This is a genomic window from Anaerococcoides asporogena (assembly GCF_029590275.1).
Lineage (GTDB): Bacteria > Bacillota > Clostridia > Clostridiales > Clostridiaceae > JG1575.
Genome location: NZ_CP120965.1, coordinates 979,901 through 1,002,491, shown reverse-complemented (window position 1 = coordinate 1,002,491; position 22,591 = coordinate 979,901). Strand labels below are relative to the sequence as shown.

Here is a 22,591-nt window from a genome sequence, read left to right as displayed (position 1 = left end):
GCGGATTGGCATGACCTGCGGCTGATCGGGCGATCTCTTGCCCGGCGGAGCGGCGTGCCCTCGTAAAAAAAGCCTGGGATCAGAGAAAAATCCCCAGAGGACATTTTTGCCGGCTATGGCCGGATTTTTCCGGTCCGTTTCAACCACTCATCCTCCAGCAGGGCGTAGACGCAGTCGTCCAGCCACCGGCCGTCCTGCCGGAAGCTTTTGATGAAATGGGCTTCCTGGCGAAAGCCCAGGTTCTTCAGCAGGCGGATGGACCGCTCATTGTCCGGATCCACGGAGCCGGTGATCCGGTGTTTCCCCCGAACGGTGAACAGATAATCGATGACGGCTGACACTGCCTCCAGGGCATAGCCTTTGCCCCAGGCAGCGGGAGCGAGGGTATAGCCGATCTCCATCTGATGCTCATCCACAAAGTGAAGGCCGATGTCGCCGATCAGGCGGCCATCGGGCAGACAAACCGCCAGCTGAACCCAGCCGTACCCTTTTTCCGCCTGCTCCAGCGAATTGGTCCAGGCAAACTCCCGGACTTCCTCCACCGCCCCCGGCCGCCAGGACTGGTACCGGCTCACCTCAGGCAGGGAGCGGTAGTCAAAGAGCGCTTCGCTGTCGCCTTCGCCCAGAACGCGCAGCTCCAGCCGCTCGGTCCGGATGCGGATCGTTGCTGTCTCATCCATGGTGTGTGCCTCCTTAATTCATAGGCGGGTCGTTCCGGCCCGCCAATCATCTGATCTGCCGGAAGGATCCGGCGCCAGGATCGGGCCTGGCCCCGGGTTACTCGAAGGCCGGCGTGCTGGCCCAGCTGTACTGATCCTGCAGGAACTGGCGTACTTTCTGGCTCGTCAGATGCTTGATCAGCGCTTTCATGCCGGCGCTGTCCTTGTTGTCGCTGCGCGCTACCAGGGAGATGGCGTAGCCTTTCGTCACATCATCCTGCTTCTCCACATAGAGGCGCTGTTCATTGCCTTCCAGCTTCAGGCTCTTGGCGTAGGTAGGATACATGACGGCCAGTCCGGTCTCGCTGTATTTCTGAGCGAGACTGGTCAGCGGCACCTGGTCATCCAGCTTCAGATTCTTGGGATTTGTTGCAATGTCTTCCAGGGTCAGACCCGTGGTCTTGCCATCCTTGAAGGTCAGAAGGCCGGCCTGTCCCAGCAGATACAGCGAACGGCTCAGGTTCGTGGCATCATCGGCCAGGGTAATGCTGGCACCGTCCGGAAGATCCGCCAGATTCTTCAGGTCTTTGGAATAAAGGGCAAAGGTTGCGTGGTAGATGGGCTGAACCGTCACCAGATCGGAGCCGTTGGCCTTGTTGAAGGATTGCAGGAAATAGTCATGCTGAATCATGTTGGCATCGAGCTCCTTGCTCTTGAGCAGGTTGTTCGGAGCCTGATAATCCGAGAACTCGTTGATATTGAGTTCAAAGCCGTCTTTCTTCAGATCATCCTGAATCAGAAGCAGCAGCTCCTTCATCGGATAGAACGCGACGCCAACCTTGATCTGTTTGCTCTGGGCGGGAGCAGGGCTGCAGGCGGCCAGGGACAGGGTCATCGGGGCCAGCAGCAGTGCGGCCAGCCAGACGGTAGAACGGATTTTTTTGAATGATTTGTGAAACATGAAGAATTCTCCTTTATCGTTTGTCGTAATGTTTCGCGATCCAGTTTCCGGTGGTCTGGACCAGATGCACCATGAGGATCATGGCAATGATGATGATCCACATCAGTTCGTAGTTGAAGTTGTGATAGCCTTCGCTGATGGCCAGGTAGCCCAGACCGCCGCCGCCGATGATGCCCATCACTGTAGAATAGGACAGCAGGCTGATGGTGGTGGAGGTAAAGCTCAGGACCAGCGAGCTGCGCGCTTCCTTCAGCAGAAAATAGCGGAAGTACTGCAAGGTGTTGGCGCCCAGTGCGTAGGAGGTTTCATAGGTGCTTTTGCCCACATCCAGCAGATCCTGCTCGGTGAAGCGGGCAAAGGTGGCGATGCCGATGAGGCTCAGCGGAACCTTGGAGGCGTTGACGCCAAAGCCGGTGCCGATGAGCATTCGATTCAGCGGAATGATGACGATGATGAACAGGATAAACGGAACCGATCGGATAATATTGATGCCCCCGGACAGCAGAAAATAGACGAGCCGGTTCTGCCGGATTCCGTCTGGCCGGGTCAGGAACAGAAAAAAGCCCAGGATCAGCCCGCCGGTCAGGGCCAGGATCATGGCGGTCAGCATCATGTCGCCGGTTTCCAGAAAAGCATTCACCAGGTCCCCCTGGAATTTCTCAAAGGCCTGCAGGGTTTGATCAATCATAGCGGAAGGCCTCCTGATAGGACACCGGCTCAATTTTATGGGGGCGCAGCGTCAGGATGTCCGAGATCCGGCCGTTCTCGATGATGGCGACCCGGCCGCACATAGCCTTGATGACGGCAATGTCGTGGGACACCAGGACAATGGTTGTGCCAAAGCGCTCGTTGATCTCCTTGAGCAGCTTAAGCACCTCGTAGGTCATTTTCTCATCCAGGGCCGAGGTCGGCTCATCACAGAAAATCAGCTTCGGCCGGGTCATCAGGGTTCGTGCCATGGCAACCCGCTGCTTCTGACCTCCGGACAGTGTCCGGATATAGGCGTTCTCGTAATCCGCCAGTCCGACGAAGGACAGGAGCTCTCTGGCCCGGACCAGATGGTCCGCTTTGCTGCCTCCGCGCCAGCGGGTGGGCAGCAGGACATTTTCGATGACATTAAGATTGCTCAGCAGATTGAAGCCCTGAAACAGCATGGAGGTCTCCCGGACCAGTTCATGGCGGGAGATCCGGTCCAGCTTTCTGCCCATCAGATGGATGACACCGGCTTCCGGCTCAATGAATCCGGTCATCATGCGCAGGATGGTGGACTTGCCGCTGCCGGTTTCCCCCACCAGGCCGAAGATTTCCCGCTCACGGACGCTCAGGCTGACATCGTTGATGACAACGGTCTGTTTGCCGTTGATGTCAAAGTGTTTGGACACTCCTTCAAAGCGGATCATCGGCTGCTCCGATCGGTCCGGGGAAAACCCCATCGGTTTTTCGGTTGTTTGCTCATAGGTCATTCCAAACCGTTCCGTCCGGGGACGGAGGTCTTCCTCCCTTATTGATTCAAGCGGTTGATCCCGGAGATGCCGCAAAGGGTTTCCCGGAACAACATAGCAATATTATATCTTGACGAAGCGCTTCCGACAAATCGCCGGGTAAAAATGAGCCGGACAATCAGTCCGACTCAGTGCTGGTCCGGCTTTGCTGCGACTGCCTGATTTGACCAGTCCAGTACGCGCAGGGCCCGCAGGGTGTTCAGCCGGCTGGGTGTTCCGGCCTGCTCCATGTCAAAAAAAGTCGCACCGGGATGCTTGCGCGCCAGATTCCAGGTTCCTTCCCGGTTTCGGCGGGAATCCAGCCAGGACAGGGCCGGCTTCAGCCGGTCGTCCCGGCAATTGACCGCCCGAAAATAATCCAGAACGGTCAGGACATCATAGTGCCAGTAGCTGGGATAGGCCAGGCGCAGCCAGTCCGGTCGATCCGGCCGGAGCAGGCTCTGCTCCAGCAGGAATTCATGGGCTTTTGCCTGCGCCAGCTTTACCCCGGCATGCTGTGGATCCACCTGCCGCTGGAATTCGAACAGACCCTTCAGGATCAGCAGGGTATTTTCACAGGCATAGCGTTGCGCCCCCGGCTTGTCATCATACACCCAGGAGCCGTCGGCTTGCTGCAGTGTGACCAAAAACTCGGCAATGTCGGTAACCCTGGGATCTTCATAGCCAAACCAGGCGAGAATCCCGAGAACCAGGCCGGTCACCCCGGTGTCCCTCAACTTCTGGCCGGAGGAGTAGCGAATCTCCCGGTCCTCAAAGATGCCGCGGCGAAACAGCTGATCACAGGCCAGCGCAGTCTTTCGGTTTTGCGGCATTCCGCATTCCTTGAGCTGCAGCATGACATAAGTGGTGGAAACCCATTTTCCGACATACAGCCGGCCCGACCACAGTCCGTCATCATCCTGCTGTTCCAGCAGCGCCCGGCCCCAGCCAGTTCGCTCCATCCGGTTTCGCTCAGCTTCCACCTCCGTTTCTCGGGCTTCCGCCAGATCTCGGAGAACCTGCCAGCGGATGGCGGGATCCCCCGCCATGAGCCATTGAATCATTTCCTTGCGGTTCATCGGCAACCTCCTTGGTTCAGGTGATAGAAATCATCCCAGCCATTTCGATATCAGCCAGACGGCAAGAGCAATCCAACACAGGATCACCGGCATCGCGTAGAACCAGCGGCTGCGAGCTCCGCCGCTGCGCAGCTGCTGCGCCTGCTCCCGGCATTCATTGAGAATCTCCGGGGGAATCCGCCGGATCGTCAGCGCCGTCAGCAGAGGCAGGATCACCAGGTCATCCAGATAGCCCAGCACCGGAATGAAGTCCGGGATCAGATCAATCGGTGACATGGCATACCCTACGGTAAGGGCCGCCAGCACCTTGGCTGAGCGCGGCGTATCGCTTCGCTTCATCGCCAGCCACAGGGCTGGAATCGAATCCATCGCTGCCTGGGCTTTTTCTTTCAGGTTCATTCGGTCCCCCCTCTAAAAAATCTAAGGATTCTTCGGTCTTGTCGCGATGGAATCCATTTTGAATAACGGGAATCAGATCCTGGCTTCGGGATCTGATTCCCTGGACTCCCACAGGAATAAGGCGGCGGCCAGTTGGGGGTTAAAACTCGATCAGCAGTGGCTGGTATCCTTTGGGCAGCGGCTCTTCCTCGAGAAATTCGAAGGTTTCATCGTTCAGAATCGGCAGAAACGCCTCAAACGGCATGACCGGGAACTCAAAGGCATAATTGCTGGCCCCGAACCATTTGCCTTCCCGGGCTGACAGGTTCAGATCCCGGGCAAACTTGGTCTGGTTGGAGCAGTCATGGACCACCAGATCCCACTGCTGGTCATCGGCGATCTTCATGAATTTCAGTGTCAGCTCCCGGCTCCAGACCGGAGACAGATAGCCCTGGCGGCACAGGTACATGTTTTCGCCATAATAGTTCTCCAGGTTGTTTTCATTCAGGTGCAGCTCCGCACAGTTGATGAAATCAAGTCCGGTGGCCAGAATATCCTCCTTCTTGCGGAAGAACGTCTCAAAGAATTCCGGAGTCATGGGGGTTTCTATGCCCACCATCGGAATGTATTTTTTGGCCAGGGCAATGTTCTGAATCACAAAATCCGAGCAGTTGGACGCACCCAGATTAAAGCGCAGTTCGTTGAGGCCGGCTTCTCCCAGGGCCTTCAGCGTTTCCTCCGAGGCCAGGGTGCCATTGGTGTACAGATGCTGGTAGATTTTGGCTTGGCTGAACTTCTTGATCATGCCGTAGTATTTTTCAATTTCCATGAACGGTTCCAGATAGACATAAGCAACGCCGGATGGCTTCTTCTGGATGGACAGGAGCAGTTCCATGTCTTTTTCATAGAATTTCGTTCCGCCGATCTCCCACATGCCCTCTCCCACCGGACTGATGTTGTCAAGCACGCCGTAGTTGTAGCAGAATTTGCAGTCCAGATTGCAGGTATTGGTTTTGCGGATGGCATTCAGTCCGGTTCCCAGGAGGCAGGATTTGCAGCCTCTGGGGAACTTATCGTCATTGCCCACGTAGTATGTCCGGTTCTCCAGGGTTTTCAGTCCCCGGATCTGTTGCTTCAGTTCCTCATTACGCTGATCCACCACAGCTTCAATCTGGGCAAATACAGCATAGGTAATTTCCTCATGCTTTGCCGTAATTTCCTCTTCCCCGGTCAGCTGCGAAAAATAATCAAACCACAGCAGTGCGTCCGTTTTCGATATCTTCATTATATAGTTCCCTTCTTTTGGCAAAATTTTCAATCCAAAGTCATCTCAATTTCTGAGGCTTCATCCCTCTACTTTACCATATATTGGAAATGACAAAACCTGTTTTTTTTAGATCCTCCCTTATACCAGTCGGAATCCGCTCCGGACTGAAATCAGCTCCGGACTGAAATCACCTCCGGACTGAAACCCACCCGGTCCGGTTTTTCCTGCGTCAGAAAGGAACCGCCCAGCGGGAGCGGTTCCTCGGGTTGTTATTCAATTCTCCGAACGCTCTATCCGGCATCTGACGGTGAATTCATCCGGCGGTAGAGGCCAAGAGCCAGAGCCATGGCAAACCCGATGCCGGTGATTATTACCAGCATGTTGGGATCATCGATGGTCAGGGGAGCCAGGATCTGAAGAATCTGGCCACGGATGGGGGCTCCCTGGTTAAAGGCTCGGACCAGAAATCCAAAGGGAAGCGCAGCCAGTCCGGAGATCAGGGCGAAAAATGTCATGGCGCGGAATCCGTAGAGGATGCCGCCGATCATAGCGCCGTATACGGCACCCATGATGCCGATGGCCAGGGCGTCCGCCAGTCCTGAACTGGAGAAGGACTCTGGCAGGATGGGCACCAGGTCAAACAGACCGGCGATGCCAAAGGCTGCCAGGATCGCAATGGGTACGCCGAACAGACAGGCCGCAACAAACTGCGGCAGTTTTTTCCATAAGCCCACCAGAATCGCCAGCAGCAGACCGCCGATTCCGCCGGCGACACCGGAGAGGAGAAAGCTTTGATCGGCAGCTGATCCGATCAGGGTGATCACCACCGCCCCGACGGCAAAGGCAATCAGCCCGGCCAGTGCGGTCCAGAGGACTCCCAGTGGTTTTGATGCAAGTCGTTCCATCATCTCATCTCCTTCGAATGCGTTGAGACTGGATGCCGGGGTAAAACCCCAGGTTCTTTAGTGTTATTTTACACTTTTTAGTGAATTAATTCAACCTCTGAACGATTCCCAATGGGTGATGTTGAAGCAGCTTGTCTCACCGGCCTGCCCTGGCTTTCAGAGCCTCGGCCATATCCGTTCTTTCCCAGGGCAGATCCAGCTCCGGGCGGCCAAAATGACCGTAGCAGGCGACCTGGCGATACAGCGGCCGCCGCAGGTCAAACTGGGCAATGATGGCTGCTGGCCGCAGATCGAAACTGGTTCGGATGAGGTCTTCCAGATCCGTTTCCGGAATCCGGGCCGTACCGAAGGTATCCACCAGAAGGGCCAGCGGCCTGGCCACGCCGATGGCGTAGGATATCTGCACTTCACACTGATCTGCCAGTCCGGCAGCCACTATATTTTTGGCCACATAGCGGGCGGCATAGGCACCGGAGCGGTCGACCTTGGTCGGGTCCTTGCCGGAGAAGGATCCGCCGCCGTGGCGGGAATAGCCGCCATAGGTATCTACCATCAGCTTTTTGCCGACCCATCCGGAATCTCCTTCCGGACCGCCCACCACGAACCGGCCCGTGGAGTTGACGTAGATCTTGGTGTTCTCATCCAGCAGGGCCGCCGGCAAAGCCGCGGGAATGACCCGTTCGATCATGTCCCGCCGCAGATCCTCATAGGCAATGGTCTCATCGTGCTGACAGGCTATGACCACCGCTTCGATGCGGACCGGCTGATGTCCGAGGTATTCCACCGTCACCTGGGTTTTTCCGTCGGGGCGAAGATAGGGCAGCGCTCCGGTCTTTCTCAGCTCTGCCAGTCTTTTGGCCAGACGGTGAGCCAATGTGACCGGCAGCGGCATCAGTTCCGGGGTTTCATGGCAGGCGAAGCCAAACATCAGCCCCTGATCGCCGGCTCCCACCAGGTCCATTTCATCCTCGGATCCGGCCCGGGCTTCCAGGGAGGTGCTGACGCCGACTGAAATATCAGGGGATTGCTGATCAATTCCTGTCAGTACCGAACATTTGCCGCCGTCGATGCCATAATCCGTATCGGTATAGCCGATCTCCCGGATGATCTTGCGGGCAATGCCGGGAATATCGACGTCTGCTGTCGTCGTGATCTGACCGAAGATGGTGACCAGTCCGGTACTGGCTGATACGTCGCAGGCGACCCGGCTCATGGGATCCTGTTCCAGGATCGCGTCCAGAATTCCGTCCGCGATCTGGTCGCACAGCTTGTCCGGGTGCCCCTCCATGGTGGACTCTGAAGTAAAAAACCATCGTTTCATTGTTTTTCCACCTCCCTGAATCAATGGGCCTGTTCGTTCGCTTTGTCGCCGATCAGACCGCTTTGTTTGACAGTACCGCCAGCCAGTGTTCGGTCCAGACAGGATCCATTTTCTTCAGCCGGTTTTTCTTCAAATTTTCCTTCATGATCCAACGAATGTCCGGATCGGTCTGAACCAGCCAATGCTCCATTCGGCTCTTTCCCGCGTCCGGTGCCGACACCGCCGCGACGCTCCAGCAGTAGCCCAGGCCCTGGCGAAGCACTTTCAGATCCTCTGATGTGCGATCCCGGCTCTCATAGAGACTCTGGGTCATCTGATCGAGCAGGTCAAAGACCGGTCCAGGATCTTCCATTCGCCGGAGCAGCCGGGGTTCGCACAGCGCGGCGGCCGCCGCCCGTTTTTCCAGCCAGGTGCCCTGACTCCAGGCTTTCATCTCCTGCAGCAGCCGATCCGGATTCCGGTCACCGTAGTTCTGCAGGGCCATGGCGGCTGCTTCCCGGATTCTCCAGCGAGGATCGGAGGCTGCCCGGCGCAGCTGTTCAAAGAGCTCCGTATGATATTCATGCGGCTACCCAAACTTTTTCTTCAAGAATTTTCGGTACCTGGTCCCGAATCGAGGAATGTTATCGAAGATGTCACCCCACAAATCATAAAAATCCCGCTGCTCGATGATTTTGCCCTTATCATTGATGGTGAACCGGGAGATGCCATATAAGATCGAACTAGGATACTTCGTATAACTGATCGTCATCTCCCATTCGATGAAGAGATCATTTCCGTTCTGCTGGGCTCTGACCAGATGCATGCTTAAATCCTTTGAGCGATTGGTCAGCCGTTCCGTCATCTCTCTGAACTCAGCAATTCCCCTGATTTCCTGGATGGAATCCCTGAAATAAATCTCATCGTCATAATACGGCAGGATATGGGACCAGTCGGGCTTTCCCTGACTATTGTAGGTTTTTGTCCAAAGATCCTTCACTGTGTCCAGTGTCAGCTGATAGCCTGTCTCCACTTTGAAATCTTCCATCGATAGCCTCCTTGCTTCCTGGAAATCATGGCACTGTCCGTTTTAATTACCCATATTATACTGTTTGTCCGGTGAACTGGGCCATTCCCCCGAAGATTTAACAGAAAGAGGGGCTGGGGCTAGCGGCCCATTCCTCTCGAACTGAGACAGGTCTTCTCGTACAGTCCCCGGAAGATGTTGTCCGGATCGGTTCTGGCTTTCACCTGGTCAAAGTTGTCCTTGTTCCAGATGCTCCAGAATTCTTCTTCAGAATAGGCATTGGTAGAAATCAATGTTTTGATCGCTCCCAGCTCCATCAGCTTTTTCTCGATGATCCGATAGACATGCTGGGGATCGTCCCGTTTCATCCCATAGAGCGCAATGTCGAGAAAGAGCTCGTCCTGAATCTGGCTGCAGTACTCTTTGGACAGCCACTCGTAATGACTGACGATCTTGTAGGGGACGCACCACAGCGGAAAGTGATTAACTTCCGCTTCGTACCAGTCCATGAAATCATTGATTTTGGAAAACGGAATAAAAGTATCCACCGTGATGGGAATCTGTCCCGACGGGATGATTTTCCGGAATTTGTTGGCGATCTGCAGGGTGGTGTTGGAGTTGATGATTTTGCCGAACAGGAGCCGCAGCAGGAAGGACTGGGGGTGGACATTGGTCACACCTTTGTCGTATCGGAAAAAATAATCCGCGGTCTTGAGGTAGTCTTCCTGACGCTGGGACGTACTGCGATAGTAGATCCGCATCCAGTCATAGCTGTGAGTATAGGGTGCCTGATCCACGAACTGGCCGATGCTCAGGACATATTCGCGGGGGGAATGGATGATGCCGTCCATGAAGTCAGCGTCCTGCAAGGTATAGTGCCGATGGATTGCTGCCTTGTATTCATCAAGAGTTGGATATTTCTCATAGGTCAGCCAGACATAGGGTTTGGCCGGAACCAGTCGGAAAGTCAGCCGGGTAATGATCCCCAGGGTGCCGAATGTTCCGTGCACCATTTGGAATACCAGCTGATTCTCATTGTCCGGCGTGCAGCTTACAACTTCCCCCTTGGCTGTCACGATCTCATACTCGAGGCAGCTGTCATGGAAACCGCCAAACTTGTAGGACATGGACTCGATGGAACATCCAGCCACCGCTCCGCCGATGGTGATGGTTTTCAGTTCAGGCACGACCACCGGCACCAGACCGTGCCGCAGTGTTTCCCGGACAAGCTCCTCAAACGTCACCCCCGGTTCGGCAATGCAGACCCGGGCCTGCGGATCGATCGAAAGAATCTCATTCAAATCGCTGACATCCAGCTTCTGATCCAGATGTTTTTTATCCACTGGCCTGGGCACCACGTGCGATACCGTTTTTTTCTTTAATGACAAAGGTTGTGTACTCGTTCGTTCCTTGAGTTGCCTGGATATCCTGCCAACTTTCTCTTCATGTCTGCCCATCCTTCAGCCTCCGATGTCTTCATTTTTCCCGTAAGTGTTCCAACCTGCGCTACCTCTGACGAGCAGCCGCTGTTCCATCGCTCCGATGCCATCATGCTTATCTTCTTTTTTTCATCGGATCCAAATCCCTCTGAGCGGAAGTCCGGATCCGATGTGAAACCGAAGTCTTTCAATATAATTCTTAATCAATATATTTCTTTGGTGGCTTCAACAGGTTTTCGCCCTGAAGCGTCCGTCTTGCCTACTTTTATCTTACACTGATTCCGCCGGAGGCGATGATATCAAATTCATAATTGATAGTGTCAACTTACTTTCGGTTCAAAAATTGAATAGGCCTGCCGTGCGGATTCCAGGTAGCCCGGGTTTTACGATTTATACCACCCAAAATGAGGCGTTGCATAGCTGATTGAACCTTGTTTTACTGGGTAGACCCGGCTCTTCTTCACGATCCGTTTTTCCAGCCTCAAAAGTCGGGCTTCCTTCTTCTTTTCTTTCTCTTTGGCAGCGAAGTAGCCCATGAGATCCCCGCCATTGAGCACGAAAACTCGCATGCGCGCTATATTCTCAGCACCTACTGTGCTCCACCCCATCGGGCGTGAAGATAACCGTGAGGAAAGCACATGACTGACATGCCCTTCCGCACTGCAGCCCTGATAGCCCGACTTGGCCGCGTTCTGGATCGATTCCCAGTTGGACACAAGATAGGTTTGCATCTCGCCTAACTTCTTTTCCTGGGTCTTTTTAAGCGGCAATCCCGCCGCTGATTCGAAGAATGTGTTGATGTCCTCAAGGGAGTCCATGCTGATGGCGTCTTTGAGGTACCAGTAATATTCATCCTTTGTCCCTTTGTAGGAATCAATCGGCGTTGCCGCCTGGCGCAGGGCCTTTTCCAGGTGGAACTTATCCAGATAGAGCTTGCATCGAGGCAGAATCTGGGCACCCATCTTGATCCAGGTCGCCCCATCCCCTGATAAGGAGATTTCCTCGATCTTATCCACTTCATAAGCCGAGTTCAGGTAATCGAACACTTCGTACCACAGTTCATCCGAGTTGCCCTTGTAAAAGCCTGCAAATCGACGTACACCCATCAAGGCCTTGCGTCTCTTCCCGACACTCTGCTGCCCCTCATGGACGTAGATCAGCCGCATCTGCTGATTGGAACCGTCCTGCATAGCTACATGATCCTCATCGGCCTCAATATAGATCCGAGATACCACTTTTTTCTGAGGCAGGGGTCCCTCAGAAGACTCAATGTTCCCCAGTCGATGGACCAGATTCATTACCGTAGTGCGGCTGGTAATTCCGCTGCTTGCATAGCGCTCCACCGTCCCCTGGTATGAGATATCTTTAGCACTGGAGAGAAGACATGAGGCTAGTTCCCGGCTGATTCTCTGATGGGGCTCAAGGCCCAGGAGACGATCCACCAGACACACATGGTGATTGGTCTTTTTATCCCGAAAGTACGTCCGGTCAAAGACCACAGGTCCGGCTGTAGTAGCGATGGTTTTTGTTTGATTACGCCGTTCGATGGTGTAGTCTTTTTTCCGTAACTGTGAGTTCCTCAGGCGCTCATCGAGTACCTGAACATAATCCTGGATCTGCTCACGGGCAATCCGATCCGTCAGCTCGTGAGTCTCCTGGACCACCTGATCCATGGTGAGGGTGCCGCTTGCCATTCTTGAATCAAAACCTTGTCTGAGAGAGGTGAACATTGAGTTGAAATCTGTTAAGATAGGCATGAGAATAAGTCCTTTCGTGTAGTTTGTTTGTTGTTGTTACTAACATTCTAGCACTTGGGCTTATTCTCTTTCATTTTCGACCTACAGTAACTTTACACTAACTTCATAATTTCAACGGATCTGATCATAAGTGACCATGGAACCACGCATAATCTCAAGCTTGCCTGATTTCACGCAGACACAGACACAGAAAGGCGACCAGTTCAAAAAGGTGACAGACCTAATAAAACGGCAGACACAGAAAGGCGGCAGCCGGCTTCATCCTGCTGGATGATGCCGGCTGCCGGGAAGTATGGAAAAGGAGCTGGGCAATGAAGCCTGTTGGGAGAAGGAAGTTCGGTAAAATCCTCAGCGGTTCAGTTCCAGGGGAATGCGCAATGGCTGCTTTCGGGTAAACTGGGGCGAGCGCAGCGTAATGGTGCGGTGGTTGGTCAAACCCAGCCCCGGGTCAAAACTAAGGCTGAGGACTCCGTTCTCGACGGTCATGCTGTGGGATCCGTCCATGAAGAACCAGTCCAGTTCCGCTGTCTCCGGCCAGCTCATGGCAACCCGCACTTCATTCGGCGCGATGGGACTGCGCCGGATCTCCTGAATCCGGATGGGCACTCCCGCGAACAGGAAGGACGTGTCGGGCTGAATCACTTCACCCGGCTGCGGGATTTGGATTTTGACTTTGCTGGTATCCTGTGTCGTCCAGGACAGGGACGGGATCACCAGCTTGCCTTTTCCGGCCGGCGCATCCAGTGTCAGGGGCGGCATAAAACCGGTTCCGTAGCTGGCCGGAAGGACCAGCGGATAGGTTTTGCCGTTATCGGAAAGAAAGCTGACTTCGCCGTCGAAATCCAGAGATTCGGTAAAGCTCAGGGGTTTCACCACATCTGACAGGGCATACAGATAGACTTCCCAGCCTTGTTCGGCCGCTACCGGATCGGCCATGATCAGGATGTCTCCCAGCCTGGCATGGGGCAGGTCCGAGGGATCCTGCGCACTCAGGGAGCGCAGCGTGCCTTCCACGGAAAGTCCCAGACCCGGATGGCTAAAGCGGACCTGATCCCCGGCTTTCGCGGCTGTTTCAAAGAACACCTGAAAGACGGTCTCGCGGTCGGATCCGGAGGCGGAACCGACCGGCCTGGTCGTGACCGGCTCTCCGTTGAGGAGGGCCTGAAATTTGCCCAGGTCAAGACTTTGATCGGTTTTCGGCCCGCCCGCCGACTTGATCTGAACAGTCATCTGGATATGCTGACCGTCTGACAGCAGGACCGGACGGCGCAGAATCTGACTCTCCCCCGACAGGATCCTGACATCCGACGCGGTCAGCAGTTCATGCCTGCTTTCCACCATGCCGATTCCGGGAACCAGCGACACCAGCCGTCGAACCGTCGCCTGAACCTGGGGACTCAAAAGAGTCAATGTGCCGATGACGGCCAGGGCGGCAGCGATGCGGCGCAGGGTCCTGGTTCGACCAGGCTTTCTCTGCTGATCTCCTGCGCTGATTTTTAGGTCGCGCTGGGTTTGATCAACGGCGGCCATTCGGTGTGGATGACTTTGTCCGGATAGAGACTCCCCCATCCGCTGCTTCACCTTGGCCTGGATCCGATCCTTCACCTCATCGTCCAGGGCAAAATCCTGCGGTTCCATGCCGGCCAGAAGCCGATCCAGGTCTTCCTGGGTCAGCTGTTCCAAAAATTGATCTCGGTTGCTCATGCCAGATTCACCTCCCGGTACTGTCGAAGCTTTGCGAGGGCTCTGCGGATCCGCTGATCCACGGTATTGGGCGTCAGATCATGGACTTGGGCCAGTTCCCTGGCGGAGCGGCCGAAGAAGTAGCGGCCGATCACCAGGCTTCGGTCCGGCTCCTTCAGGGTATCCACCAGATCCAGAACCTCCCGGGACTGCTCCCGGTTTAAAATCTGGGGCAGCACTTCTTCCTCCTCCGCCCCCAGCCAGTCTTCTTCCAGAGGCAGGTCGCACCGAACGCGGCGCCGGCGGTCAATCGCCCGGCGCAGCGCAATGACTCCAAGATAACTCTTGAGACTTCCCCGCTCCGGATTGAACCGGTGCCAGTTCTGCCAGGCCTCCACAAATACATCCGCGACCGTTTCTTCGATATCTTCGGGATCTCTTAAAATCCCTCCGGCGATATGCCAGAGCAGCCCCGAATATTGATGGATCAGTAGTTCCCAGCCTTTCCCGGGATCTTTGCCAATGGCCTTCATCAGCTGCGCATCGTCCATAGGATCACCTCTCTTTGCCTTTTAATTCGCAGGAGTCTCTCACAATCTGACAAAAATCTGAAACATTTATAAAAAAAGAAATCAAACCTCCCGTGGTCCTCTCAGGGGTCGTCGGATCGTCCGGTTATGGTCAACGGGCCAGTGGTGCTTCCCGCTCATATCCTCTCTCCTGAGTTTGGGAGTTGAATGTGTCAAAACCCTTGAAGTCACTCATTTAGAGCGATTTCAAGGGCGTTTTTTTGTCCTGTTATTTTAAGTTCCTCATCAAATCGACCTTGGTTACACTTCGGAATTGGGTTAGGATCATGTTCTTTCGCAAAGGTTTCATTCCAAGGATCTTGTGCAACTTCAGATAAGTATTTGATACCTGGATGGGTGTCAGGATGATGTCTGGGAATGTACCCTGAACCACTACCCTGGGCTCCTCTAGGGTATCCATCAACACCCCTGCTGACATCGGCGACATTTCATGTTCCACTACCAGATACTCGGTGTAGCGGACTATGCATAAAGCAAGGAAACACAAGACGAAGTGGCCTCTGATGTGTTTGTCGGTGTGCACGTACACCGGACTTGCTTCCAAATCTGTCTTGAGGACTCGGAAGCTCTCTTCGATCTTCCACAAGCCATGGTAGCACATTGTGACTTCCTCAGTGGTCAAGGCCAGGTTGTTCGTTATGACTGCGTAGTATCCGTCATATTGCTCAGCATCTCTGACTTTTTCTTCACTGATCTTCCAGCCCGAGGTATCCAGTTCCATCTCAAGAAACTGGTTGACGCCTCGTTTGAGCGAGGCTTTCATCTGCTAGGGTTTGTCCATTTTCTTGTGCAGCTTCTCCAGCATTCGCTGCCGATCCGCGTAATCTTTGCTCGCTCGGCTGGCGGTCCAGGTCAGGTGGATCTTGACCGGAATGCTCTCCTCTCTCGTCTTACGTGGTCTTCCCGGTTTGCTACTGGCACTTTTCCATTTCTTCCTCAGTCAGAGGCACTTTATACTTGAATTCCTGCGTCACAACTTTTTCTTTCCGTATCAGTTCACCTGTCGTTGGATCGACGATTTGAGTCCAACCGGCCTCGTTCCACACCAGCTTTTTGCATTCCTTGGAGGAGCGTTTCAGCGTGTAGCTGATAACAAAGTCTTGACCTGCTTTGCATAGGTATTCCAAATTGAATCCGCGATCAGCGATGATGGTGATTTTTTCCATCCGGTAGAGCTCACGAAGACGTTCAACAGCAGTGATCAGAGTGCTCTGATCCATGGTGTTTCCTGGGAACAGCTCATAGGTCACAGGGATCCCGTTGTTGTCGATCAGGAGTCCCATGACGACCTGGACCTCATTGTTTTTATATTCCTTGGAAAATCCAAACATCCTCAGTTCGCCCCAGCGAGTACTTTCAAAGGAATAGGTCGTAACATCGTAATAGCCGCGGTTGCTTTTCCGATTGGTGTTCTTCTCAAAGAACTTGACCAAATGGGATATGAGCTCATCCTTGGACGCATCTAAGACGTCTAGCACATCATAGAGCCGGTCAAGTTTCATCTCAGCTACCCCTGCAAAGTCCACTTGATCCTTTGAACAGGCAAGGATACTGGATGGATCCATCAAACGGTGAACCAGAGATAGAAAATCATGTCCATGACCTCCTGTTGGTCCCGTTTGCCGATGGTTTTCGTAAACAGTTGATCCAGTTTCAGCGTCTCCCAAAGCTTCAGGATCATGCTATGACCAAAGCGGTAGCTTTGTGTGACTTCCGATTGATCATCTAACTCCTGAATGGACAAAGATGCTGTCAAAGGGGCATGGGAGGTTTTTTTTCAAGCGTACGCCTGCGCGCTTCTACTTTTAACTTGATAATGACATCCGGGTCTTGAGCCAACATCTCTTCGTAGTTGCCAAGGGTCTCAATGACATTGATCTTTTTTTGATTAGAACCAGGAATCCGTTTCTCTTCCCGAAATTGAATGACACGATACTTGCCGGAACCGGTAATTGCCACGTACATAGGGCACCTCCGTGCAGACTTGAAATCTTTATTTTATTGACGCTAACTCCCAAACTCAGGGACAACTGGTGCTTCCCGCTCATATCCTCTCTCAGGAAAAACCGCACCGATCAAACAAATTCCGCAGCAACAGAGCAGACGCACGTCTCTCGTCCGGGGAGACGTGCGTCTGCTGAGGTGTCATTCATCTGATTTTCCTCTCTGTGATATGGTGGCTCCAGTGTTTAGAATCGGCTCAGCGCCAGATTTCAGTGGGCACTTCCATGGGTGCCGGTGCGGCGTTCTGGCTGACGGAGGATATTTCATATGCAGCCGAAGGCTTTGTCTGGTCAGCGCGATGGCGCAGATCGATTCTGGCCCAGTCCGAGGGCGGGATCATGATGTGCCACTCCAGATGGATTTCCCATTCATCAGAAAAGAAGAGGTAGTGGGCCACAACCAGCCACTGGGGGCTGACCATGGTTCCGGTCCAAAGGGTATCCTTGGTGATTTTGTACTCCGGATGCGTCTCAGCCAGATAGGTGATGAAGGGGTCCAGCAATTCCTTCGCTCTGTCCTTGCGGTCATCCTCGCCCTCGATCACGTCAAAGGTCATGGTCTGGCTGTTGGCAATGGATCCCCGCTTGCCTTCGATTTTGACTTTCACCGACTTTCCGACGCTGGCGGGCTTTGGCACAGCGATCACTTCAGCAACTTTTCCTTCAACAATGTTCTGCTGAACCACTTTGATCTCAGCGTCCTCGGATGTGGCAGACATGGTGACAGGATCGGTCTTTGCTTCCTCACTCACGGTAACCAGATAGTGAATTTCCTGTCCGGAAATCGAAAATCCTTTCAGTTCCTGGGGTATTACAGTCAGTTGAAACGGAGTGCTCAGTTCTTTCTCAGTACAGCCGCCGATGAGAAGCAACGCAGTGACAAGCAGACCTGCTAACTTCCTTTTCATTGACGTTCACTCCTTCCAGATTCTTGTCCATCCGGGATCGGACGGCCAAGGCAAAGGCGGGAAGACCTGGCTGGCCATTGAACCATCCATCTTTCTGCAACTTTATTATACTACTTTTCATCCGTCTCCTTTTTAAGGTACAACCTGTTCCATCAGCCTCTAATATGGCTTCGCTCCGGTCCATCCGTTCTGTACGATCCCCCGAGCTTGTAACTTTCACGAAACGTTAAGAACTTGATCGAATCATCGCCCTTACTGTTTCAGAGTCTGATTCTCCGAGAGGATCTTCTCATTTCATCGGGTTCTGATCCTCCGAGAAACATCATTCGTTGCTTCGGACAGGATCTTCTCCGAGAACTGCCGCACACTTTATTGAATTAGCATCTGAGAAATCATCCGGTGGCAAGGACTTATCCTGATGACGATTGAACCTTGGTGCTCTTTCCTGAATAGTTGAAATAAACCCATTGAAAATTTGATCGTTCGGTAAGGAAGTCCCTCATTCGATGTGTATCGCCTGGTGATTCAGGTTCCTGTCAGAGGCTCTTCCCATTATCAAACAATCAGTTATTTTTGTCCGCATCCTTTTGTTATTTATATGTTACTTTGCACCTGGTTGAACCTACTAAAGTGAACGTAATGGGAAAATGCTTCTCGAAATCTGATGACAGAGGAGGTTCTGAAATGCTTATCCGAAAAAAGATCGCTCGATTCACCGCACTTCTGCTCGGTCTGGCATGCCTTGGCTCCTGCAGCCTGAAGGGCGTGAATGCCCCCGCAGCAACCCAAAAAACAACTCCCAAGCAAAACGAGGCTGCGCCGTCGTCCGGAGAAGTCGCTACTGCGGATCCGTCCGGAACTCCGACGATCACAAAAATAGTGCCCAATCTGAATTATGTCAAAGGCAAAGCTGAACTAAGCCGGGGTCATCTTCTGAAAATAACGTATGAAAATCTGACGGATCGTGTGTTTGAGTATGGGGAATACATCATGCTGGAGAAGTGGGATGGTCAAAAATGGGTCACAGACCCAAAGGTAATCCCATACCGCACCATCGCCTATTCGCTGAAATCCCATGGTTCGTTTGAAGAAACCACGGATCTGAACCGACATTTTGGAATTCTGCCTCAAGGCAGATACCGACTGACCAAGCAAATGTCCGAAGAAAATAATAACTTCGGGGTGAGTACTGAATTCGACATACCATAATCGGATGGTTCAGACGGTAAGCCCAAATGAACATGCTCTCCCATTCGCCCTGAGTTCCGCATAAGATTGCGAAATTCAGGGCTTTCTTCCGTCCGCTTCGATCCCAAGCTATCCAGAAAACACTGCCGCGGCCACTGCGCTGTAAAAATAAAAACCCTTTTCTGGTTTCCTGCTGATGATGCCTTGATTTGTCATCTTTATTAACTTTTTTTCCACTGGAAAATAGGCTATGATCGAACAAGACTGTCCTGCGGCCGACTTTCCTGCAGCTTTCTCTGAGTTCAGATTGATGGTGAACTGTTCATGGTGAACTTGTTCCTGATGGCCTTTGTCCTGTTGAAATTGCTCTTGGGATCCTGTATCCAGGAGTTTCGAATCATGGCAGTGGGACTTCGTGGGTCGGAGTTCGGATGAATTGACCCATCGGATGGAAGCTCATGCGGGAAGGCGCCTGTTTTGATCTTATGGGTGAAGTCTATGGTTACCCTGTGGGTGGAGCATCATGGGGGGAGCCGATGGTGGAGTCGGGGAATATATGACTGAAAAGTTTTTTTAATATTACTGAAAGTTTTTTTATTGAGGATGCAACCAAAGGGTCGAAATCCGGTCTATATGGTTGGGGACAAGACTGAGAGGAGAGAATGGAAGATGGAAGACGAACAGATCGTTGACCTTTACTGGCGGCGGTCGGAGGAGGCAATTGGTGAAACCGCCCGGCGGTTTGGCCCTTACTGCCTTCGCATCGCGGTGAATATCCTGTGGGATCCGCAGGACAGCGAGGAGTGTGTCAATGATACCTACCTTCGGGCCTGGCAGGCGATGCCGCCGCATCGGCCGAATCGTCTGTGGGCATTTCTGGGGAAGATTACGCGAAATCTGGCCATCAACCGACTGGAGGAGCGGCAGGCTTTGAAGCGTGGGGGCGGTGAATTCGAACCCTCGCTGGATGAACTGTTGCCCTGCATTCCGGATTCCGGCGGACTGGATCAGGCTCTGGCCATTCGGCAGCTGACGGAGGGGATCAATCGATTCCTGGGGACTCAATCCGCCCAGGCAAGAAGCATGTTTGTCTGCCGCTATTTTTACTGTGATGCCATCCAGACCATCGCCCGGCAGTTTCACTGCAGCGAGAGTCAGGTGAAATCCAGCCTGTTCCGGACGCGAAACCGCCTCCGGCATTTTCTGGAAAAGGAGGAGATCATGCAATGAATCGATTGGATCTGGCCAAAGCGCTGACCGAAATGGACGAAGAGTGGATCGAAGAAGCCCGTCAGGTCAGGCCCAGCCCCTGGTGGCGCAAGGCCTGGCCGCTGACTGCTGTCGTCGCCCTGGCACTCCTGTTCCTTTGGTCTTCCTGGACCCAGCCCGCTGTGGTGGCCCGTTTCCAGGACCAGGTTCTCACAGCGACCGCCTTCAATCTGGGGGACCTGTCCAACCTGCCTTCCCCCGCCACCTCAGGACCGCGAAGCTTTCCCGGCCTGACTCTGCCCCTTCGCCTGGAGCTGGATGAGCCCCGTCAAGTGGAAGCCGAAAGCGGACTCCTCTTTGCCCGGACCGATGCCGGTGCAGTTGTGCTGGAGGACGGCACCCGCTCCGAGGCTGCGGGAGTGCTGGACCTTTACTGGACCATCGATCCGGCTCAGCCCGGGCCCTTCCGTCTGCTGATTTCCGGTGATGGCGATTGTCTCGAGATTCTCCTGACCCAAACCGCTGACGGAACCTGGCAGCTGTCACAGCTGCCCTGACCCGCTTCCTCCCCTTTCTCAGTCTGTGTCCCCAACACCTGACCGCATGGCCGGACGCCTGTCGACCTGGCCGTGCACCAAGAAAACGGAGGAATATTTACTATGAATAAGATGAAAACCCTTGGACTGATTCTGCCCCTCACCCTGGCGCTGACGCTCTCTGCCTGCGCCGCCCCGACGCCTGCCACTTCACCTGCTACAAAGCCCGCCGTTGTCTCCACTCAGGCACCGGCCACTTCCACCCAGACCGTTTTGAACACTCAGCCGGCCACTCAACCTCAGACCGCGCCGACGGCAACGAAAGCCGAAGCCGGTTCATCGGCCAGCGCGCTGAAACTCCTTCAAACGATCTGGGCCGCCTATCCGGAAAGTGATCAGTTCCCTGCCGCCGGCGGCGATCCTTCCGAAGCCAATTCCACCATGAAGGGCCCCGGAGCCTTTTCGCTGGAGGATCCGGCCATGGCAGACAGCATCCTCGGCCTGCCGCAGTCCGCCGGAGCGGACATTGCCGATGCCGCCTCCCTGATGCACATGATGAACGCCAATACCTTTACCGCCGGCGCTTTCCGGGTCAAGGATCCGGCCAAAGTGAAGGATCTGGCGGAACAGCTTCAGGCGAACATTCAGAAGCGCCAGTGGATGTGCGGATTCCCGGAACAGCTGATCATCCTGTCCGTGGGCGATATTGCCATTTCAGCCTTTGGCCATTCCGAGATCATTGAGACGTTCAAAACCCAAGTCCTGGATGCCTTCGGGGAAGCCAAAGTCCTGGTGGAGGAACCGATCCGGTAGGCGCGGTATGGTATTTTCCAGCATCACCTTCTTATTCTGCTTTCTGCCGGCGGCACTGCTGCTTTGTCATGCGGTGCCCGCCCGATGGCAGAACGGGGCACTCCTTCTGGTCAGCCTGGTCTTTTATGGCTGGGGGGAGCCGCGTTCGCTGTGGCTCCTGCTGCTCAGCCTGCTGGCAGGCTGGTGGACGGGGCGGGCCATCGAAGACCGTCCGAAATCCCGAAAACGCTTCTGGCTCACGGCATCTCTGGTGGTTTCCCTGGGTGCCCTGGCTCTGTTTAAATATGCGGATTTTCTGCTCGCGACGCTCTCCGCCCTGACCGGAACTGCCTTTTTGCCGCTGGGCCTGAAGCTGCCCATCGGCATCAGCTTTTATACCTTCCAGATGGTCAGCTATACCCTCGATGTGTATCGCGGAACGGTTCCGGCCCAGCGCCGGCTGGTGGACCTGGGCGCCTACATCACTATGTTTCCCCAGCTCGTCGCCGGGCCCATTGTCCGCTACAGCGACATCCAGCCTCAGCTGGAACGCCGCTCCGTGAGTCTGGCCGATGCAGCGCTTGGCCTGCGCCGGTTTCTCCTGGGACTGGGCAAGAAAGTCCTGCTGGCCAATACCCTGGGCAGCCTGGTTGAAACCGCCCGCACCACCAGGGATCCGTCCCTGCTGTTTTTATGGCTCTACGCTGCGGCCTTCTGTCTGCAGATCTATTATGACTTCTCAGGCTACAGCGACATGGCCATTGGACTGGGCAAGCTCCTGGGCTTCTCCTTTATGGAGAATTTCAACTATCCCTTCACCGCCCGCAGCATCACGGACTTCTGGCGGCGCTGGCACATATCCCTGGGAACCTGGTTTCGCGATTATGTCTATGTGCCGCTGGGGGGCAACCGTTGCAGTCGGCCCCGCTGGATCCGGAATCTGATTCTGGTGTGGGGTCTGACGGGCCTGTGGCACGGAGCCGCCTGGAACTTCGTTCTGTGGGGACTGGGCTTTGCCCTGGTCCTGCTGGCGGAGAAGCTTTGGCTCAGCCGGATTCTGGAAAAAATCGGGGGGCTGCGCCATGTCTATGTCCTGCTGCTGATTGCGGTCAGCTTCGTCCTGTTTGATTCGACGAATCTGACGCTGGCCTGGACCCGGATCAGCGGTTTGTTCGGCGCCGGCGATCTGCCCCTTGTCTCCCCCACTGCCTGGTATCAGCTGCGCAGTTATGGCTGGCTCCTGATCGTGGCAGCCCTTGGCTCCACCCCATGGCCCGCCCGCACCTGCCGCGCCCTGGAGGGCAGCCGCGCCGGCTTGGCGATTCAGCTGACGGAACCCCCGTTTCTGCTGGGCCTGGCCGTTTGCATCACCGCCTTCCTGGTGGACGGCAGCTTTAACCCGTTTTTATATTTCCGCTTTTAAGGAGGC

The 22,591-nt window shown here is 54.4% G+C and carries 24 protein-coding genes; 5 read left to right on the top strand and 19 right to left on the bottom strand.

Annotated features, from left to right (window positions below; genetic code table 11):
- Nucleotides 1-113 precede the first annotated feature (113 nt).
- From P6M73_RS04755 to P6M73_RS04665, 19 genes are all read right to left on the bottom strand, one after another.
- Nucleotides 114-680 carry a GNAT family N-acetyltransferase gene (locus P6M73_RS04755; RefSeq protein ID WP_277854965.1) on the bottom strand — a complete coding sequence of 189 codons (567 nt, stop codon included), beginning with the start codon at nucleotides 678-680 and terminating at the stop codon, nucleotides 114-116.
- Between the two features lie 97 nt (nucleotides 681-777).
- Entirely contained in the window at nucleotides 778-1,620 is an 843-nt protein-coding gene (locus tag P6M73_RS04750; protein WP_277854964.1) for a MetQ/NlpA family ABC transporter substrate-binding protein, read from the bottom strand.
- Nucleotides 1,621-1,633: 13 nt separating this feature from the next.
- Entirely contained in the window at nucleotides 1,634-2,308 is a 675-nt protein-coding gene (locus P6M73_RS04745) for a methionine ABC transporter permease (RefSeq protein ID WP_277854963.1), read from the bottom strand.
- Nucleotides 2,301-3,083, bottom strand: coding sequence for an ATP-binding cassette domain-containing protein (locus P6M73_RS04740; RefSeq protein WP_277854962.1), 783 nt, complete (start codon nucleotides 3,081-3,083; stop codon nucleotides 2,301-2,303). The genes P6M73_RS04745 and P6M73_RS04740 overlap by 8 nt, the downstream gene beginning before the upstream one ends.
- A 167-nt stretch (nucleotides 3,084-3,250) precedes the next feature.
- Complete coding sequence (locus P6M73_RS04735; RefSeq protein WP_277854961.1) at nucleotides 3,251-4,180, bottom strand: prenyltransferase/squalene oxidase repeat-containing protein; 930 nt, start codon at nucleotides 4,178-4,180, stop codon at nucleotides 3,251-3,253.
- Between the two features lie 30 nt (nucleotides 4,181-4,210).
- Entirely contained in the window at nucleotides 4,211-4,579 is a 369-nt protein-coding gene (locus tag P6M73_RS16950) for a YkvA family protein (protein WP_489666472.1), read from the bottom strand.
- Between the two features lie 139 nt (nucleotides 4,580-4,718).
- The gene (locus P6M73_RS04725; RefSeq protein ID WP_277854960.1) at nucleotides 4,719-5,843 is read right to left on the bottom strand and encodes a radical SAM protein; all 1,125 of its coding nucleotides are present in this window, start codon (nucleotides 5,841-5,843) and stop codon (nucleotides 4,719-4,721) included.
- Nucleotides 5,844-6,115: 272 nt separating this feature from the next.
- A complete protein-coding gene (locus P6M73_RS04720) occupies nucleotides 6,116-6,733 on the bottom strand; it encodes a hypothetical protein (protein WP_277854959.1) in 618 nt (205 codons plus the stop codon).
- A 133-nt stretch (nucleotides 6,734-6,866) separates the two neighbouring features.
- Nucleotides 6,867-8,051: a methionine adenosyltransferase gene (metK, locus tag P6M73_RS04715; protein WP_277854958.1), complete on the bottom strand. Its 1,185-nt coding sequence runs from the start codon at nucleotides 8,049-8,051 to the stop codon at nucleotides 6,867-6,869.
- A gap of 52 nt (nucleotides 8,052-8,103) precedes the next feature.
- Nucleotides 8,104-8,535 carry a hypothetical protein gene (locus P6M73_RS04710; RefSeq protein ID WP_277854957.1) on the bottom strand — a complete coding sequence of 144 codons (432 nt, stop codon included), beginning with the start codon at nucleotides 8,533-8,535 and terminating at the stop codon, nucleotides 8,104-8,106.
- A gap of 84 nt (nucleotides 8,536-8,619) precedes the next feature.
- Nucleotides 8,620-9,078, bottom strand: a complete 459-nt coding sequence (locus P6M73_RS04705; RefSeq protein ID WP_277854956.1) for a nuclear transport factor 2 family protein — start codon at nucleotides 9,076-9,078, stop codon at nucleotides 8,620-8,622.
- Nucleotides 9,079-9,197: 119 nt separating this feature from the next.
- Entirely contained in the window at nucleotides 9,198-10,514 is a 1,317-nt protein-coding gene (locus P6M73_RS04700; protein WP_277854955.1) for an FAD-binding oxidoreductase, read from the bottom strand.
- A 365-nt stretch (nucleotides 10,515-10,879) separates the two neighbouring features.
- A complete protein-coding gene (locus P6M73_RS04695) occupies nucleotides 10,880-12,253 on the bottom strand; it encodes an ISLre2 family transposase (RefSeq protein WP_277854954.1) in 1,374 nt (457 codons plus the stop codon).
- Nucleotides 12,254-12,601: 348 nt separating this feature from the next.
- Nucleotides 12,602-13,957 carry a hypothetical protein gene (locus tag P6M73_RS04690; protein ID WP_277854953.1) on the bottom strand — a complete coding sequence of 452 codons (1,356 nt, stop codon included), beginning with the start codon at nucleotides 13,955-13,957 and terminating at the stop codon, nucleotides 12,602-12,604.
- A complete protein-coding gene (locus P6M73_RS04685) occupies nucleotides 13,954-14,487 on the bottom strand; it encodes an RNA polymerase sigma factor (RefSeq protein WP_277854952.1) in 534 nt (177 codons plus the stop codon). The genes P6M73_RS04690 and P6M73_RS04685 overlap by 4 nt, the downstream gene beginning before the upstream one ends.
- Before the next feature lie 247 nt (nucleotides 14,488-14,734).
- Nucleotides 14,735-15,247, bottom strand: coding sequence for an IS1634 family transposase (locus P6M73_RS04680; protein ID WP_277854951.1), 513 nt, complete (start codon nucleotides 15,245-15,247; stop codon nucleotides 14,735-14,737).
- A gap of 190 nt (nucleotides 15,248-15,437) precedes the next feature.
- Entirely contained in the window at nucleotides 15,438-16,091 is a 654-nt protein-coding gene (locus tag P6M73_RS04675) for an IS1634 family transposase (RefSeq protein ID WP_277854950.1), read from the bottom strand.
- Between the two features lie 187 nt (nucleotides 16,092-16,278).
- Nucleotides 16,279-16,491, bottom strand: coding sequence for a hypothetical protein (locus tag P6M73_RS04670; RefSeq protein WP_277854949.1), 213 nt, complete (start codon nucleotides 16,489-16,491; stop codon nucleotides 16,279-16,281).
- A gap of 235 nt (nucleotides 16,492-16,726) precedes the next feature.
- Nucleotides 16,727-17,437: a hypothetical protein gene (locus tag P6M73_RS04665; RefSeq protein ID WP_277854948.1), complete on the bottom strand. Its 711-nt coding sequence runs from the start codon at nucleotides 17,435-17,437 to the stop codon at nucleotides 16,727-16,729.
- 684 nt (nucleotides 17,438-18,121) lie between these two features.
- Here P6M73_RS04665 and P6M73_RS04660 point away from each other — a divergent pair.
- From P6M73_RS04660 to P6M73_RS04640, 5 genes are all read left to right on the top strand, one after another.
- On the top strand, nucleotides 18,122-18,646 hold the full coding sequence (locus tag P6M73_RS04660; protein ID WP_277854947.1) for an immunoglobulin-like domain-containing protein: 525 nt from the start codon (nucleotides 18,122-18,124) through the stop codon (nucleotides 18,644-18,646).
- A 648-nt stretch (nucleotides 18,647-19,294) separates the two neighbouring features.
- A complete protein-coding gene (locus P6M73_RS04655) occupies nucleotides 19,295-19,855 on the top strand; it encodes an RNA polymerase sigma factor (protein WP_277854946.1) in 561 nt (186 codons plus the stop codon).
- Complete coding sequence (locus tag P6M73_RS04650; protein ID WP_277854945.1) at nucleotides 19,852-20,391, top strand: hypothetical protein; 540 nt, start codon at nucleotides 19,852-19,854, stop codon at nucleotides 20,389-20,391. Before P6M73_RS04655 ends, P6M73_RS04650 begins: the two co-directional genes overlap by 4 nt.
- Nucleotides 20,392-20,493: 102 nt before the next feature.
- Nucleotides 20,494-21,183: a hypothetical protein gene (locus P6M73_RS04645; RefSeq protein ID WP_277854944.1), complete on the top strand. Its 690-nt coding sequence runs from the start codon at nucleotides 20,494-20,496 to the stop codon at nucleotides 21,181-21,183.
- 7 nt (nucleotides 21,184-21,190) lie between these two features.
- Nucleotides 21,191-22,585, top strand: a complete 1,395-nt coding sequence (locus tag P6M73_RS04640; protein ID WP_277854943.1) for an MBOAT family O-acyltransferase — start codon at nucleotides 21,191-21,193, stop codon at nucleotides 22,583-22,585.
- Nucleotides 22,586-22,591 lie beyond the last annotated feature (6 nt).